Genomic DNA, 14,694 nt, shown 5'->3' with positions numbered 1-14,694 from the left:
GGCGCGGTAGCCCCGCGCCGGGTCCCTTTGCAATGTACTTACGCGCTGTGGGCCTCCTGCCAGCGCAGGGTGCTCGGGATATGGGGCGGGTTGCCCTTGAAATCCCGGTCAAACCAGGCCGGGACCGGTTCTTCCGCCGCGACGGCCCGGAAGAATGCCCCAAGCTGCTCCGCCGTCTCCTCCACCGCCCGCTCCAGCAGGCGGTCCAAATCCGCGTTGCTCTCCGCCGCAGAGGGGTGCGGCTCCTCTTTCAAGGCGATGCCCTTGGCGGAGCGAATGGGCAGCATATGACTCACCGCACCGATCACCCTTCCCCGCTTGGTTCCGCAGGAGCGGGCCAGAAAACCGATCAAAAAGGTCATGGCGCGATAGGCCTGCCGTACCTGCCCCGGCGAGGCATGCACGAAGGCCCGGGCGGCGGCCTGCCAGACCGCGCCGTCCTCCGGCGCCGCCGGCAAATGGGCCCTGCCGCATGGATCCAATCCATCGTCCTCCATCAGCATCCGGTCATACTCCCCCTCCATGGCCATGTGGGAGATGGGGCCTTCGGCGGCCCGTTCGTCCACATAGCCGTGGCAGGCGCTGTCCAGCGCCAGATGGCAGAGAAAGCCCGCCGTGTAGCCTACGGCCTGCGGCTGGCCCTCCTCGACCGCCTGGCGCAGCCGCTCTGCGGCGGGCAGCGCGGAGCGGCGGTGCATCTGTACCCCTTCCCGCCGGACGGCGTTGGGGCGCAGCGGCTGGTAAAAGAACAGCGGGTCCGGCCCCAGGCACCCCAGGTCGAAGGCCTCCCGCTCTGCGGCGATCGCGTCGGCAAGCCCTTGCGGAAGCGCTTCCAGCACCTTGCCGCCAAATTTCAGATGGGCATAGTAATTGGGCATGGTATGCTCTGGTTCCTCCTTACAGATCCGGGCGGCTCAGGAGAACGGCGGTTGATCCCGGCCCTGCGCAGGCCGCCCTGCGATTGCTCTACCTGACATTATAGCACAGCCGTCAAGCGTGGGAAGCAAAAACCGTCGGCAGTTTCCCCGGCGCCCGGGGAACTGCCGACGGTCCTTTCCGTTTATTTGATCGCAGGAAGGCCGCCCGGCCTGCCGGCATCCCGGCCATCAGCCGCCCAGATAGGCCTTCTTGACCGCCTCATCCTCCAGCAGCTGCTTTCCGGGACCGCTGAGGGTAATACGCCCCGTCTCCAGCACATAGCCGCGATGGGCCACTGAGAGGGCCATCTGAGCGTTCTGCTCCACCAGAAGGATGGTGGCTCCGCCCTTGTTCAGTTCCTGGATGATATCGAAAATCTGCTCCACCAGGATGGGGGCCAGACCCATGGAGGGTTCGTCCAGCATCAGCAGCCTGGGGTTGGACATGAGCGCGCGCCCCATGGCCAGCATCTGCTGCTCACCGCCGGAAAGGGTGCCCGCCACCTGGCGGCGGCGCTCCTTCAGCCGGGGGAACTGCTCGTACACCCGCTCCAGACCGGGGGCAATGGTGCTGCTGGGCTGGGTGAAGCCGCCCATCTCCAGGTTCTCCTCCACGGTCATCTGGAGGAAGACCCGGCGCCCTTCGGGCACCTGGGCCAGGCCGCGGGAGACCAGCTTGGCGGCAGACACGCCGCTGATGTTCTCCCCCAGGAAGGTGATGGAACCGGTCTTGGAGCGCAGCAGACCGGACACGGTCTGGAGCGTGGTGGATTTCCCCGCCCCGTTCGCACCGATGAGGGTGACGATCTCTCCCTCCTCCACCTCGAAGGAGACGCCCTTGACCGCGTGGATGGCGCCGTAATAGACATTGATATCCTGTACGCTCAGCAGCATCGTCTTACGCCTCCTTATGGGTACCCAGATAGGCCTTGATGACCTCCGGGTTGTTCTGGATCTCCTCGGCCGTGCCTTTGGCGATGACCTGGCCGAAGTTGAGCACGCAGATGCCCTCGCAGATGCCCATGACCAGGCTCATATCGTGCTCGATGAGCAGGATCGCGATCTGGAAGGTATCCCGGATCTTGACGATGTTCTCCATGAGCTCGGCCGTCTCCGAAGGATTCATGCCCGCCGCCGGCTCGTCCAGCAGCAGCAGGGAGGGATTGGTGCCCAGGGCCCGGACGATCTCCAGCCGCCGCTGGGCGCCGTAGGGCAGGGCTCCCGCCTTTACGCCGGCCAGATCCTGCATGTCAAAAATGGACAGAAGCTCCAGGGCCCGCTGGTGGGCGGCCTTCTCCTGCCGCCAGTAGTTGGGCAGGCGCAGGATGCCCGAGAGCATGGAATAGGGCTCCTGATTGTGCAGGCCGATCTTTACGTTGTCCTCCACGCTCAGATTGCTGAACAGGCGGATGTTCTGAAACGTGCGGGCGATGCCCATGCGGTTGATCTGCACGGTGGTCTTGCCGGAGGTATCCATGCCGTCCAGCAGGATGGTGCCCCGGGTGGGCTGGTATACCTTGGTCAGCAGATTGAATACCGTGGTCTTGCCCGCGCCGTTGGGACCGATGAGTCCCGCGATCTCGGTGCGCCCAATGGTCAGGTTGAAATCGTCCACCGCCCGCAGGCCGCCGAAGTCGATGCCCAGATGGCTGCATTCCAGGATGGGAGATTTGTCGATATCCCGTTCGGGGATGATGGAGTGGCTGGGCACGGGCACCATCTTGGGCTTGTCAAATTTCTTAGCCATCAACGCTGGCCCCCTTCCGTTTGGGAATGATCCGGGCAAAAAAGCTCTTGAGCATGGGGTTGTTGGTCGCCAGCATCACCAGGATCAGCACGATGGCGTACACCAGCATCCGGTAGGTGGCAAATCCGCGCAGCGCCTCCGGCAGGATGGTCAGGGCTGCGGCGGCGATGATGGAGCCCCACATCCGGCCCAGGCCGCCCAGCACCACGAAGACCAGGATGAGAATGGAGGTGTTGAAATCGAACTTGGTGGCGATGACGGCGGTCTGCCCCTGGGCAAACAGCGTGCCCGCCGCCCCGGCCAGCGCGGCGGAGAGGACAAACGCCATCATCTTGTACTTGGTGACGCCGATGCCCACGCTCTCTGCGGCAATACGGTTGTCCCGGATGGCCATGATGGCCCGGCCCGCCCGGCTGTTCACCAGGTTGAAAATGATGATCAGAGCCACCAGGATCAGGAGAAAGCCTGCGGTGAAGGTGGAGATCTTCTGGATGCCCGGAATCCCCATAGGGCCGTTGAGGATCATGCGCCCTCCCTCGCCCAGGGTCATGGTGTTTTTGAGGAAGCTGACGTGGAGCCCCACGCCGTCCATACCGATGTACAGATTATTGACGATGCTCTTGATGATCTCACCGAACGCCAGCGTGACGATGGCCAGGTAGTCGCCGTTGAGGCGGAGCACCGGGATGCCGATGAGGAAGCCCGCCACGGCGGCGCAGCCCGCGCCCACGATCATGGACACCAGCAGCCGCACCGGCGCGGAGGGAAGGGCGGCCTGGAGGCTGACCGCAGCCACCGTGCCCGCAAAGGCGCCCACGCTCATAAAGCCCGCGTGCCCCAGAGAGAGCTCGCCCAGAATGCCAACCGTCAGGTTCAGGGACAGGGCCATGACCACATAAGCGCAGATAGGCACCAGCTGCCCCTGAAGGGTGGAGCTCAGCCCGCCCCCTGCGCTCAGCGCCTGGAGGATCACAAAGGCAGCGACCACCATGACGTAGGTCAAACCGTTGGCCCTTGAAGTCTTGCTCAGTCGTTTCATATCCGCCACCTCAAACTTTCTCGCGGACCAGCTTGCCAAGCAGGCCGGCAGGCTTCACCAGCAGTACGACGATGAGCACGGCAAAGACGATGGCGTCGGAGAGCTGGGTGGACAGGTATGCCTTGGCCAAAATCTCGATGACGCCCAGCAGGATGCCGCCCAGCAGCGCCCCCGGGATGGAGCCGATGCCGCCGAAGACGGCGGCGGTAAACGCCTTGATGCCGGGCATGGAGCCGGTGGTGGGCTGGAGGGTGGGATAGGAGGAGCACAGCAGCACGCCCGCGATGGCCGCCAGGCAGGAGCCGATGGCAAAGGTCATGGAAATGGTGGTATTCACGTTGATCCCCATCAGCTGTGCCGCCGCCTTGTCCTCGGAGCAGGCCCGCATGGCCTTGCCCATCTTGCTTTTGCTGGTAAACAGGGTCAGGGCGATCATGATGACGATACAGGCCGCGATGGTCACGATGGAGGCATAGGAGAGGTTCAGCTGCCCTTCAAACAGGCTGATGCCGGTCTTGACGGCCCCGGTCTCCCGGTCGGTAACGGTAAAAAAGGTGGGGAAGATCTTCGGGTTGGAGGTCCAGAGCAGCTGCGCGGCATTCTGGAGGAAGTAGCTCATACCAATGGCGGTGATGAGCACGGCCAGGGAGGTGGCCTGCCGGAGCGGCTTGTAGGCCAGCCGCTCGATCACCACGCCCAGGGCGGTGCAGACCGCCATGGCCAGGAGTACGCCCAGGATGGGGGGCAGTCCGAAGCTGGAGCTGGCAAAGAAGCAGACGTAAGCTCCGACCATAATCACGTCCCCGTGGGCAAAATTGAGCATCTTGGCAATGCCGTACACCATGGTGTACCCCAGGGCGATGATGGCGTAGACGCTGCCCAGGCTGATCCCGTTGATCAGATGGTTCAGGAAGGTCATAACACACACCTCGTAATTCTCTCTCGGGTCCGAGTCCGGACCGGCGGACCGCGCCGCTCGTCCAAACAGGACCGCAACTTCTCTGTCGTCCTGAGCGAAGGGGAGGAAGCGCTTCCTCCCCTTCGCTCGGGACGACACGGCGGGACAAAAACAGAAGTAAGAGGGCTGCCGTTTCGGGCAGCCCTCTCGGAACTTCCGTAAGGGCGGGATAAATACCGCTGTTCTGTATGGCAGCTGTGTCCGGGCTTAGTCCATGCCCACGTAAGCGCCGTTGGCAATGACCATGCCCTTGGGGCTCTTGGAGACCGCGCCGGTCTCATCCCAGGTCATCCCCTCGCCGGTCAGGCCGTCAAAGGAGAACTCAGGGGAGGTGAACTGGGCGATCAGCAGGTCGCACAGCTCACTGGCGCTCATATCGGAGGTAGCGCCGGCATTGGTCAGGGCCTGATAAATGGCATAGACGCAGTCGTAGGCGTCGGCGGCAAACTGGTTGGGAATATCGCCGTACTTCTCCTGATACTTGGTCACAAAACTCCGGGTAGCGTCATCTTCGGCGTCGGCGTTGAAGGGGGTCAGCAGCATAACGCCTTCCGCCAGGGCGGTGTCGAAGCCGTCCAGCGTCAGGATGCCGTCCATGCCGTCCACGCCGAAGAACGTGGGCGCATACCCCACAGCCTTGGCCTGGGCCAGGATCAGCGAGGCGGGCGTGTAGTACATCGGCAGGAAGATCAGGTCGGCGCCGTTGGTCTTGGCGTCGGCGATCTGGACGGAGAAGTCGGTCTGGCTGTCCTCCGTAAAGGTGGTGGTGGACACGATCTCCAGGCCCAGCTCGGCGGCCTTGGCGACAAAGCTGTTGTAGATGCCGGTGGAGTACACGTCGTCGTTCTTGTAGATGACGGCGATCTTCTCGCCCAGCGTCTTATCCGAAATGTACTGCGCGGAAGCGGAGCCCTGGTTGGGGTCCATGAAGCACATCTGGAACGCGTTGTCCTTCCGGGGGATGTTCACGGTGCCGGTCAGAGGATCGGCCACGCCGCCCAGCACGTCGGTGGAAGAGGCGGAAGGCGTCAGCAGGAAGATGTGGTCGGCGTTGCTCTCGGAAGAGGTGGCCACGCAGGGGGTGGATGTAACGGAGCCCAGGAAGATCTGCAGGCCCCAGTCCTTCAGGGTGTTATAGGCGTTGCCCGCCTTCTCGGCGTCGTGGGCGTCGTCCTCATAGCGCAGGTCGAACCGGATGTCGCCGTTCAGGGCGTTGATCTCCTCTACGGCGATCTCGGCGCCCTGCTTGGCCGCGTTGCCGTAGATGGCCGCGCCGCCCGTCAGGGGGCCGGTGCCGCCCAGCTTGAACGCGGACGTGCTGCCGCCGGCGGGGGCGGTGCTTTCGGGCGCGCCGGTCTCGGGGCTGGTGGTCTCAGGCGCGGGGGAACTGGCGGTGCCGCCGCTGCCGCCGCAGCCGGCCAGCAGGGAGAAGCAAAGGGCACCCGCCATGGCAAGAGACAGGATGCGGGATTTCTTCATCATTCATTACCTCCTTTAAGGTTGTTGACAATTATATCTTCCCACAGCAAAATTGTCAACCGCTAAAATGCACAATGGCCGTCCAATGCGGACAGCCATTGTGGGAGATATCGACAATTTTAAAACGCGCCGGTCTAAATTACCAGCCCGCCGTTCGGCGCCAGCACCTGTCCGGTAATGAACCGGGCGGCGTCAGAGGCCAGAAAACAGACCGACTGCGCCACGTCCTCCGGCGTGCCGATGGTCCCCAGCGGGGTCTCCTCCGCCAGCGCCGCCAGCGTCCCGGCATCCAGGCGGGCGTTCATTTCGGTATCAATGACCCCCGGGGCCACGCAGTTGACCGTGATGCCCGAGGGGCCCAGCTCCTTGGCCAGAGCCTTTGTCAGGCCGATGACCGCCGCCTTGGAAGCGGAATAGGCCGCCTCGCAGGAGCCCCCCACCTGCCCCCACATGGAGGATACCGTCACGATGCGCCCCGCCTTCCGGTGGATGAAGTGGGGAAGCACGGCCCGGATGCTGTGGAAGACCCCATCCACATTTACGGCGAACATCCGCCGCCAGTCGGCGTCAGTCAAATCGCCAAACAGTTTCTGCTGGGAGATTCCGGCATTGCATACCAGAATGTCAAGTTGACAAAATTTATCTAACACATTGTCAACCATATCTTGTACCTGGACCGGGTCGGCCACGTCGGCCTGAAGGGCCAGTCCCCCGACCTGGGCCGCCAGAGCCTCTGCCTGGCCCCGGGAGCCGCGGTAGTTTATGACCACCCGGCACCCGTCCGCGGCAAAGCGCCGGACACAGGCCGCGCCGATGCCGCGACTGCCACCGGTAATAAGAACGACCTTTTGTCCCATTTTGTTATCGTCCTTTCAGCCAGTCCACGCACAGGGGATGCCATGCAGCTGCGTGGGCATTGCAGTGATCCTCGTCCCGGGCGCTCTCCCGGTCGGCCAGCCCCATGGCATGCGGCCCGTCCGCAAAGAGATGCAGCTCAAAGGGCACCTCCGCCGCCCGCAGCGCGCGGGCATAATCCAGCGTATTTTCCACCGGGACGGTCGCATCCCGCACAGTGGCCCACAAAAAGACGGGCGGGTGGCCCGGCCGGACCTGCCGGTCCAGCCGCAGCGCCTCCGGCGCTCCGATCTCCTCCAGCAGCGCCGCCAGGTGGACCACCGGATAGCCCAAAACCGCCGCGTCAGGCCGCACCTGATCCGGCGTCAGGCCCAGCGCCGCTCCGATCGCCGGATCCTCCCAACGGCCCGACAGATATCCTGCCAGATGTCCGCCTGCCGAAAAACCGCATACAGCCACCCGGTCGGCACGAAAGCCGTACTCCGCCGCATGCGAGCGAAGGAAGGCCACCGCTGCGGCCGTCTCCAGCAGAGGCTGGGGCCAGCGTCTGGGCAGCACACTGTAATCCAATACAAAGGCTTGGATCCCCGCCGCCAAGAAGGCCAGCGCCACGGGCTCGGACTCCGCGGGCGCCAGGCGCCGGTAGGCCCCGCCCGGGAGGATAAGCACCGCCCAGCGCTTGCCGTCATCGGCCAACAGGCCGGTGTGTTCCCGGCAATAGGCCCGCAGCCGGACTCCTTCCCCCGCCGTCAGCCCCGGATGCAGCTCTGCGGGGCCAAATTCCCGGTACAGCATATCTCCCGCTCCTTTTTCTCCGTTCGCCAGCTTTCTCCCTTTGCTCCAGTATAGCAGTTTCCTTCACTCTTTAAAAGAGGAATTCGGAAAAAAGTATTGACAAGTCGTCCTGTTGCGGATATAATAATCTTCGCTGTCTGGACGATTAGCTCAGCTGGTAGAGCATCCGCTTGACGTGCGGGAGGTCACAGGTTCAAGTCCTGTATCGTCCACCAGATCAAAGCTCTGGAACCATATGGGTTCCAGAGCTTTTTGCAAATGCTGTTCAAGCAGGGCAGGGCCGCAGAGGACGGGATGGGATCCCGTCCTCTGCGGCCCTGCCTCATCCCACAATTTCAGCCGGATTTCGAGGGGCCTCCTCCAGATCTTGCAGCCTTTGAAGCGGTCCTCATCCATTCCACCGGCGCCGATCCTGTCGCGGCGCAGGCGTGTGGGCGGCACGGCTCTGCCCTGTGCTATCCCATGGAACCGCGGCAGGCGCGTAAAAAAAGAAGACACGCTTCCAGCGTGTCTTCTTTTTTGGTGGAGACGACAGAACTCGAATCTGTGACCCCTTGCGTGTGAAGCAAGTGCTCTACCGGCTGAGCTACGCCTCCATATTTGGTGACCCGTACGAGACTCGAACTCGTGTTACCGCCGTGAAAGGGCGGTGTCTTAACCACTTGACCAACGGGCCATGTTGCCCAAGCGGGCCGGGGTCCCTTCCCGAAGGAAAGTCCCAAAAGACGGCACGTGCCGTCTTTTGGGTCTGGTAGCGGCACCTGGATTTGAACCGGGGACACTGCGGGTATGAACCGCATGCTCTAGCCAACTGAGCTATGCCGCCTTGTCAGGCCCTGCCACACAGGGCAAGAGTTAGTATACCCGATTTGTCCCGGCTTGTCAATCTTTTTTTACGGAAAATCAGTCGATTTTATACCCCACGCCCCATACCGTTTTGATGAACCGGGGATTCCGGCTGGGCTCGCCCATTTTCTCCCGCAAACGGCGGATGTGTACCATAACGGTATTGTTCCGGTCCAGATACTTCTCTCCCCATACCGTCTCAAACAGGCGCTCGGCGGAGATGACCTGTCCCCGGTTTTCACACAGCATCCATAGGATGTCAAACTCAATGGGCGTCAGATTCAGCTCCCGGTCGTAGAGCTGGCACTCATGCGTGCCCCGATTGATGACCAGGCCGTTGAAATCGATCAGGTCCCGGCTCTCGGAGGACTTGTCCGCCTCGTTATAGCGGGTATAGCGCCGCAGCTGCGCCTTCACCCGGGCCACCAATTCCAGAGGATTGAAGGGTTTGGTGATGTAGTCGTCCGCGCCGATGGTCAGCCCTGTGATCTTGTCCATATCATCCACCTTGGCGGTGAGCATAAGCACCGGAAAGTGGTGCTCCTTGCGGATCTCCCCGCACAGGGTAAAGCCGCTGATATCGGGCAGCATCACGTCCAGAATGGCCAGATCCAGCCGCTCGCGGGCCACGCAGGCCAGCGCTTCGGTGCCCGTGCCGCATTTGAAGACGGTGCACCCCTCGCTTTTCAGGTAGACCTCCACCAGATCGGCGATCTCCGGCTCGTCGTCTACAACCAGGATATTGGCATCCATGGCACGCTCCCCTTTCAGCGGTATTCCAGTGTGCCGCGGCAACTCTGCAAAGCGGTTGCTTCAGCCGGCGTACTTTGCCATCAGTGCTATTATAACCAATCTGCCGCAGGCAGGTCAAGCCAGGCGCATCATTGTAAGAAAAACATCAGGAACGGGCGCGAAAAAGAGCCGGGTCCGCGTTCGCAGGCCCGGCTGACCGGTTTTCGCCTTACTCGTCCCAATCGGCGTAGTCGTCCGTCTCGTCATGGCAGCAGCAGAGCTTCTTCTCTGCCAACAGCCCCTTCACACGGTCGACGAAATCGACGATCTTATCCCAATAGAGAACCACAGTGTAGGCCAGAGCGGCCAGGATGGTGAGAATGGTGAAAAACTTCACCACACCGCAAAAAAACTTTTTCATCGTGCAGGCAGCCTCCTTACCGTTTTTGCTGCTGATCCATTGCTATCCACAGTTTACACGTTTCTTTCCCAAAATACAAGTGCGCCGCCCTACTTTCTTGAAACTTTTTTCCCTTGTAATTTGCATGAAAATAGAATACAATATAGAAACGAATGAAAAGAAATCGGCCGTCTTCGCGGCGGCCTGCTTGCATTTTCCCAGAAAGGACGGGATTCCATGAAGCTGCAAACTGAAAAGGGCGAGATTACCATCAGCAGCGAGGTGTTTACCCACATCACCGGCGCGGCGGCGACCAACTGCTACGGCGTCAAGGGGATGGCGATCCGCTCCGCAACCGACGGGCTGGTCCACCTGCTGCGGCGGGAGTCCATGGCCAAGGGCGTCAAGGTGACCTATAACGACGATGCCACCGTCTCCATTGAGCTGCACATCATCGTGGACAACGGCGTCAATCTGATGGCGGTCAGCCGCTCCATCATGAGCGAGGTGCGCTATATCGTCAGCCGTACCACCGGCGCCGAGGTGCGCAACGTAGACGTGTGCATCGACTCCATGGTCATCGGCTGACCCCTGGTCCGCCATCGAAAGGAAGGAACACAGACATGAGAGAGTGTATTGACGGAGCGTCGTTTGCTCAGGCGATCATCCACGCGGCGGCCTCCATCAATCTACAAAAGCAGCAGATCAACGAGCTCAACGTCTTCCCCGTGCCCGACGGGGATACCGGCACCAATATGAGCCTGACCATCTCCACCGCTGCTGCCGAACTGCGCAAAAAGCACCCCAAGACGGTGTCAGACGCCGCCGCCGCCAACGCCTCCGCTCTGCTGCGGGGCGCCCGGGGCAATTCCGGCGTCATCCTCTCCCTGCTTTTCCGGGGGTTTGCCAAGGCCGTGAAGGACAAGGACGTCATCGACGGCCGCGAGCTGGCCATTGCCCTGGACTTTGGCGTGGCCGCCGCCTACAAGGCGGTGATGAAGCCCGCCGAGGGCACGATCCTTACCGTCTCCCGCCTGGCCGCCGCCCGGGCGGCTGACGCCGCGCGGGCCACGCCCAACGACCCGGAGGCCGTGCTGGAAGCCGCCATCGCGGAGGGCCAGCTCGCCCTGGAGAACACCATCAACCAAAACCCCGTACTGAAAAAGGCAGGGGTCGTAGACGCCGGCGGCAAGGGGTTTCTGGTCATTCTTCAGGGGATGCTGGACTCGATGCGCGGCCTGCCCCTGCCTGAGGAGAGCGGGGACCACGCCAAGCCCGAGCAGAAGACCGACTACGCCGCCATTGCCGCCGAGGAGATCACCTTTACCTTCGACACGGTGTTCATCGTCCGCAAAACCACCCGGAAAAGCCTGGAAGCCTTCCAGGCCTATCTCAACAGCATTGGCGACAGCCTGGTCATCGGCGAGGACGACGATGCGTTCAAGGTGCATGTCCATACCGACATCCCCGGCGCCGCCCTCACGGAGGCCCAGAAGTACGGTACCCTGGAGCTGGCCAAGATCGAGAACATGCGCACCCAGGCGGAGGATCTGGCCGCCGGCCGGCACATTCAGAGCACCGACGACCTGGAGGAGGCCGACCATTCCCACGCAGGCCGGAACGTCGCCCCGCCGGAAAAGCGATACGGCGTGGTGGCCGTCGCGGCGGGCGCAGGCCTGGCGGAGGTCTTCCGGGATCTGGGCGCCGACGGCGTCATCAGCGGCGGTCAGACCATGAACCCCTCCACGGAAGATATCATGCGGGAGATCGACCGCACTCCGGCTGAAATCGTCTACGTACTGCCCAACAACAAGAATATCATCATGGCCGCCGAGCAGTGCATCCCTCTGGCCGAGGGCAAGCGGGTGGTGGTGCTGCCCACCAAGACGGTGCCTCAGGGCATTTCCGCTCTGATGGTGATGGACCCGGAGGGTTCCGAGGAGGACAATACCGCCGCCATGACCGAGGCGCTGGGCCGCGTCCACACCAGTGAGATCACCTATGCCGCCCGGGACTCCGATTTCGACGGTTTTGCCATCCAGCGGGGCGACTATCTGGCCCTCACCGAGCATCAGCTCTTCGGCACCGACCGGAAGCTGGATAAGCTCCTGCGCCGTTTGGCGGAGGCCGAGCCCCAGCAGAATGCGGAATTTATCAACATCTTTTATGGGGAGGACGTGTCGGAAAAGGACGCTCAGAAGGCGCTGAAGCTTTTCACCGACGCCTGTCCCAATGCGGAGATCACCCTGCTGTCCGGCGGGCAGCCCGTTTACTACTATATGATCTCGGCGGAATGAGCCGTTGAGACCGGAGCGCGGCTGCAAAAGCCGCCCCGGGCGCGGCCCAATCCGGCAAACACACAAAAAGGACCGATTTCCCACCAGCTTGCGGGCTGGTGGGAAATCGGTCCTTTTGCCGTTCACAGTACCTTGGACAGGAACTCTTTCGTCCGCTCCTCCCTGGGGTTGGCGAAAAAGGCCTGCGGCTCGTTCTGTTCCAAAATCTTACCGCCGTCCATAAAGAGGACCCGGGTGCCCACCTCTCGGGCGAAGCCCATCTCATGGGTGACCACCACCATCGTCATGCCCTCCCGGGCCAGCTCCTTCATGACCTCCAGCACCTCGCCCACCATTTCGGGGTCCAGGGCGGAAGTGGGCTCGTCAAAGAGCATCAGCTTCGGCTTCATGGCCAAGGCACGGACAATGGCGATCCGCTGCTTCTGCCCGCCGGAAAGCTGGGCCGGGTAGGAATCCGCCCGGTCCGCCAGCCCCACGCGCTCCAGCAGCTTGACCGCCTCCGCATCGGCTTCTCCCTGCTTCATAAGGCCGGTGCGCACCGGCGCCAGGGTAATGTTTCTGCGGATGGTCATATTGGGAAAGAGATTGAAGTGCTGGAACACCATCCCCATCTGGCGGCGCACCTTGTCGATCTCCGTCTTAGGGTCGGTGATCTCGGTGCCGCCGAAGGTGATCGTACCGGCAGAGGGCGTCTCCAGCAGGTTGAGGCAGCGCAGGAACGTGGATTTGCCCGAGCCGGAAGGCCCGATGACCACCACCTTTTCCCCGGGGGAGATGTGCTCGCTGATATCGTCCAGCACCAGGTGGCTGCCGAAGGATTTGGACAGGTGTTTAACGTCGATCACTTTGACGCAGCCTCCTTTCCAGCTTGCCCTGAAGCCAGGTCAGGACCATCACGACCACCAGATACATCACGGCGATGCCCACGTAGGGGAACATGTACTCATAGGTCTTGGCGCCCACCGCCTCGGCAAAGTAGACCAGCTCCGTACCGCCGATGGCCGAGACCAGAGAGGTGTCCTTAAACAGCGTGATCAGCTCGTTGCCCAGGGCGGGCAGGATGTTCTTGAATGCCTGAGGAATCACAATAAAACGCATGGTGTCCAGGTAGTTGAGGCCCAGGGAGCGGCCCGCCTCGGTCTGTCCCATGTCCACGCTCATCAGTCCGCCGCGGACGATCTCGGCCACGTAGGCCCCCGAGTTGATGCCAAGGCCCAGGATCCCAACCATGGTATGGTTGCGGCTGGTCTTAAAAATGACGAAGCCCCAGATGAGCAGCTGGACCATCATGGGCGTGCCCCGGATGATGGTGGTATACACCTTGCACACACCGTTTAAAATACCCAGCACCACGTTCCGGTGGCCCAGCCGCTGCTGGTCGTGGGCGGTACGGACGACGGCCACCACCACGCCCAGCACAATACCGATGACAAGGGCGGCGATGGTGAGCTGCAGCGTGACCCCCATGCCCTTGAGATACAGCTTCCAGCGCTCCCCTTCGAGGAAGGCCCGGTGGAAGCCCACACTGAACCAGTCAAGGAACTCTATCAGCCGAGTACCCATAGGCTCTCTCCTTTCTTTGCCTCAACCGTTGGGGCGGACAGCGAGAAAGGCGGCTCCCGGAACGCAGCCCGGGAGTCGCCGCCTCAATGCTCACCCTTATTTCGTGGTAATATACTTGTCCACGATCGTCTGGAAGGTGCCGTCGGCCTTCAGCTCGGCCATAGCGTTGTTCACGGCCTCCAGCAGGGCGGTGTTGCCCTTCTTCATGCCGATGGCGTAATCCTCGGTGACCCACTCGCCATCCAGGATGGTCAGGCCCTCATTGGCGGCCACATAGGCCTTGGCAGGCTCATTGTCGATGATGACACAGTCCACCTGGCCGTTCTTCAGGGCCTCTACGGCCAGAGCGCCGGTCTCATAGGCGATGACGTGGTCCTCGCCGTAGCCGCCCTTCTCAGGAGTATCCGACGCATAGATGTAGCCGGTGGTGGCCTTCTGGCAACCGATCATCTTCTCACCCAGGTTGTCCATGGTCACATCGGAGCCCTCCTTGACGATGACCACCTGCACGCCCGTGGCGTAGCTGTCGGAGAACTCCATGACGGCCGCGCGCTCCTCGGTGACGGTCACGCCGGCCATGACGATGTCGCTCTGGCCATTCTGCGCGGCCAGCAGGGCGGCGTCAAAGCCCATGTCGTCCACGACCAGCTCCAGCCCCAGCTTTTCGGCGATCGCGGCAGCCACCTCCACGTCGATGCCCTCGAAGGTGCCGTCGTCCTTCACCATCTCATAGGGAGGGAAGGCGGCGTTGGTAGACATGTGGAGCTTGCCCGCTTCCACGGTGACCAGGCCGTCGGCGGGGGTCGTTTCCGGAGCCGTGGTCTCGGGCGCGGCGGTCTCAGGGGCCGGGGTGGCGGCGGTGCCGGAACCGCCGGAGCAGGCGGCCAGCAGGCTGACGGACATGGCCAGTGCCAGGCCAAGGACAGCAATCTTCTTAAACTGCTTCATTTTCATTCTCTCCTATTCATGGTATCCACAGATGTAATAGCCTCATTCCGGTTTGGATGTTTCTTATTATACACCATATTCAGATAAATGCAATATTTATTCATTCGTCAAAGCTGAC

15 protein-coding genes and 4 tRNA genes are annotated in these 14,694 nt (G+C 62.0%); 3 read left to right on the top strand and 16 right to left on the bottom strand.

What is annotated here, in order from left to right:
* Positions 1-38 precede the first annotated feature (38 nt).
* The 8 genes from H8S57_RS04070 to H8S57_RS04035 form a co-directional block, all read right to left on the bottom strand.
* On the bottom strand, positions 39-878 hold the full coding sequence (locus H8S57_RS04070) for a zinc dependent phospholipase C family protein (RefSeq protein WP_186906798.1): 840 nt from the start codon (positions 876-878) through the stop codon (positions 39-41).
* 228 nt (positions 879-1,106) lie between these two features.
* Complete coding sequence (locus H8S57_RS04065) at positions 1,107-1,808, bottom strand: ABC transporter ATP-binding protein (protein ID WP_186906823.1); 702 nt, start codon at positions 1,806-1,808, stop codon at positions 1,107-1,109.
* Between the two features lie 7 nt (positions 1,809-1,815).
* Positions 1,816-2,637, bottom strand: a complete 822-nt coding sequence (locus H8S57_RS04060; protein WP_243204679.1) for an ABC transporter ATP-binding protein — start codon at positions 2,635-2,637, stop codon at positions 1,816-1,818.
* Positions 2,638-2,656: 19 nt separating this feature from the next.
* Positions 2,657-3,703 (bottom strand): branched-chain amino acid ABC transporter permease, encoded by a 1,047-nt coding sequence (locus tag H8S57_RS04055; RefSeq protein WP_186906796.1) that lies wholly within the window; start codon positions 3,701-3,703, stop codon positions 2,657-2,659.
* A gap of 10 nt (positions 3,704-3,713) precedes the next feature.
* A complete protein-coding gene (locus tag H8S57_RS04050) occupies positions 3,714-4,622 on the bottom strand; it encodes a branched-chain amino acid ABC transporter permease (protein ID WP_186906795.1) in 909 nt (302 codons plus the stop codon).
* Positions 4,623-4,868: 246 nt separating this feature from the next.
* Positions 4,869-6,140, bottom strand: coding sequence for an ABC transporter substrate-binding protein (locus H8S57_RS04045; protein ID WP_186906822.1), 1,272 nt, complete (start codon positions 6,138-6,140; stop codon positions 4,869-4,871).
* Positions 6,141-6,274: 134 nt separating this feature from the next.
* Complete coding sequence (gene ymfI, locus H8S57_RS04040; RefSeq protein ID WP_186906794.1) at positions 6,275-6,997, bottom strand: elongation factor P 5-aminopentanone reductase; 723 nt, start codon at positions 6,995-6,997, stop codon at positions 6,275-6,277.
* Between the two features lie 4 nt (positions 6,998-7,001).
* Positions 7,002-7,790 carry an alpha/beta hydrolase gene (locus tag H8S57_RS04035; protein WP_186906793.1) on the bottom strand — a complete coding sequence of 263 codons (789 nt, stop codon included), beginning with the start codon at positions 7,788-7,790 and terminating at the stop codon, positions 7,002-7,004.
* Positions 7,791-7,929: 139 nt separating this feature from the next.
* Between H8S57_RS04035 and H8S57_RS04030 the strand changes: the two genes are divergently transcribed.
* Positions 7,930-8,005, top strand: a tRNA-Val gene (locus H8S57_RS04030).
* Between the two features lie 305 nt (positions 8,006-8,310).
* Here H8S57_RS04030 and H8S57_RS04025 read toward each other — a convergent pair.
* The 5 genes from H8S57_RS04025 to H8S57_RS04005 form a co-directional block, all read right to left on the bottom strand.
* A tRNA-Val gene (locus H8S57_RS04025) sits at positions 8,311-8,386 on the bottom strand.
* 5 nt (positions 8,387-8,391) lie between these two features.
* Positions 8,392-8,466, bottom strand: a tRNA-Glu gene (locus H8S57_RS04020).
* A gap of 73 nt (positions 8,467-8,539) precedes the next feature.
* A tRNA-Met gene (locus tag H8S57_RS04015) sits at positions 8,540-8,616 on the bottom strand.
* A 77-nt stretch (positions 8,617-8,693) separates the two neighbouring features.
* On the bottom strand, positions 8,694-9,389 hold the full coding sequence (vanR, locus tag H8S57_RS04010; RefSeq protein ID WP_186906792.1) for a VanR-ABDEGLN family response regulator transcription factor: 696 nt from the start codon (positions 9,387-9,389) through the stop codon (positions 8,694-8,696).
* Positions 9,390-9,597: 208 nt separating this feature from the next.
* Complete coding sequence (locus tag H8S57_RS04005; protein ID WP_186906791.1) at positions 9,598-9,789, bottom strand: hypothetical protein; 192 nt, start codon at positions 9,787-9,789, stop codon at positions 9,598-9,600.
* Between the two features lie 216 nt (positions 9,790-10,005).
* On the opposite strand from H8S57_RS04005, the gene H8S57_RS04000 reads away from it, so the two are divergent.
* Together H8S57_RS04000 and H8S57_RS03995 are read left to right on the top strand one after the other, a co-directional pair.
* Positions 10,006-10,356, top strand: a complete 351-nt coding sequence (locus H8S57_RS04000) for an Asp23/Gls24 family envelope stress response protein (RefSeq protein ID WP_186906790.1) — start codon at positions 10,006-10,008, stop codon at positions 10,354-10,356.
* Positions 10,357-10,391: 35 nt separating this feature from the next.
* Entirely contained in the window at positions 10,392-12,065 is a 1,674-nt protein-coding gene (locus H8S57_RS03995) for a DAK2 domain-containing protein (protein WP_186906789.1), read from the top strand.
* A 122-nt stretch (positions 12,066-12,187) separates the two neighbouring features.
* Here the strand turns inward: H8S57_RS03995 and H8S57_RS03990 are convergent, their stop codons facing one another.
* The 3 genes from H8S57_RS03990 to H8S57_RS03980 all read right to left on the bottom strand — a co-directional run bounded on the left by H8S57_RS03990 (position 12,188) and on the right by H8S57_RS03980 (position 14,576).
* Positions 12,188-12,910 carry an amino acid ABC transporter ATP-binding protein gene (locus H8S57_RS03990; protein ID WP_186906788.1) on the bottom strand — a complete coding sequence of 241 codons (723 nt, stop codon included), beginning with the start codon at positions 12,908-12,910 and terminating at the stop codon, positions 12,188-12,190.
* Positions 12,897-13,628 (bottom strand): amino acid ABC transporter permease, encoded by a 732-nt coding sequence (locus H8S57_RS03985; protein ID WP_186906787.1) that lies wholly within the window; start codon positions 13,626-13,628, stop codon positions 12,897-12,899. The genes H8S57_RS03990 and H8S57_RS03985 overlap by 14 nt, the downstream gene beginning before the upstream one ends.
* Before the next feature lie 96 nt (positions 13,629-13,724).
* Positions 13,725-14,576: a transporter substrate-binding domain-containing protein gene (locus H8S57_RS03980; protein ID WP_186906786.1), complete on the bottom strand. Its 852-nt coding sequence runs from the start codon at positions 14,574-14,576 to the stop codon at positions 13,725-13,727.
* Positions 14,577-14,694 lie beyond the last annotated feature (118 nt).

Origin of the sequence: Lawsonibacter hominis (assembly GCF_014287895.1) — a bacterium.
GTDB lineage: Bacteria > Bacillota > Clostridia > Oscillospirales > Oscillospiraceae > Lawsonibacter_A > Lawsonibacter_A hominis.
This window is presented reverse-complemented; position numbering and strand designations above follow the sequence as displayed.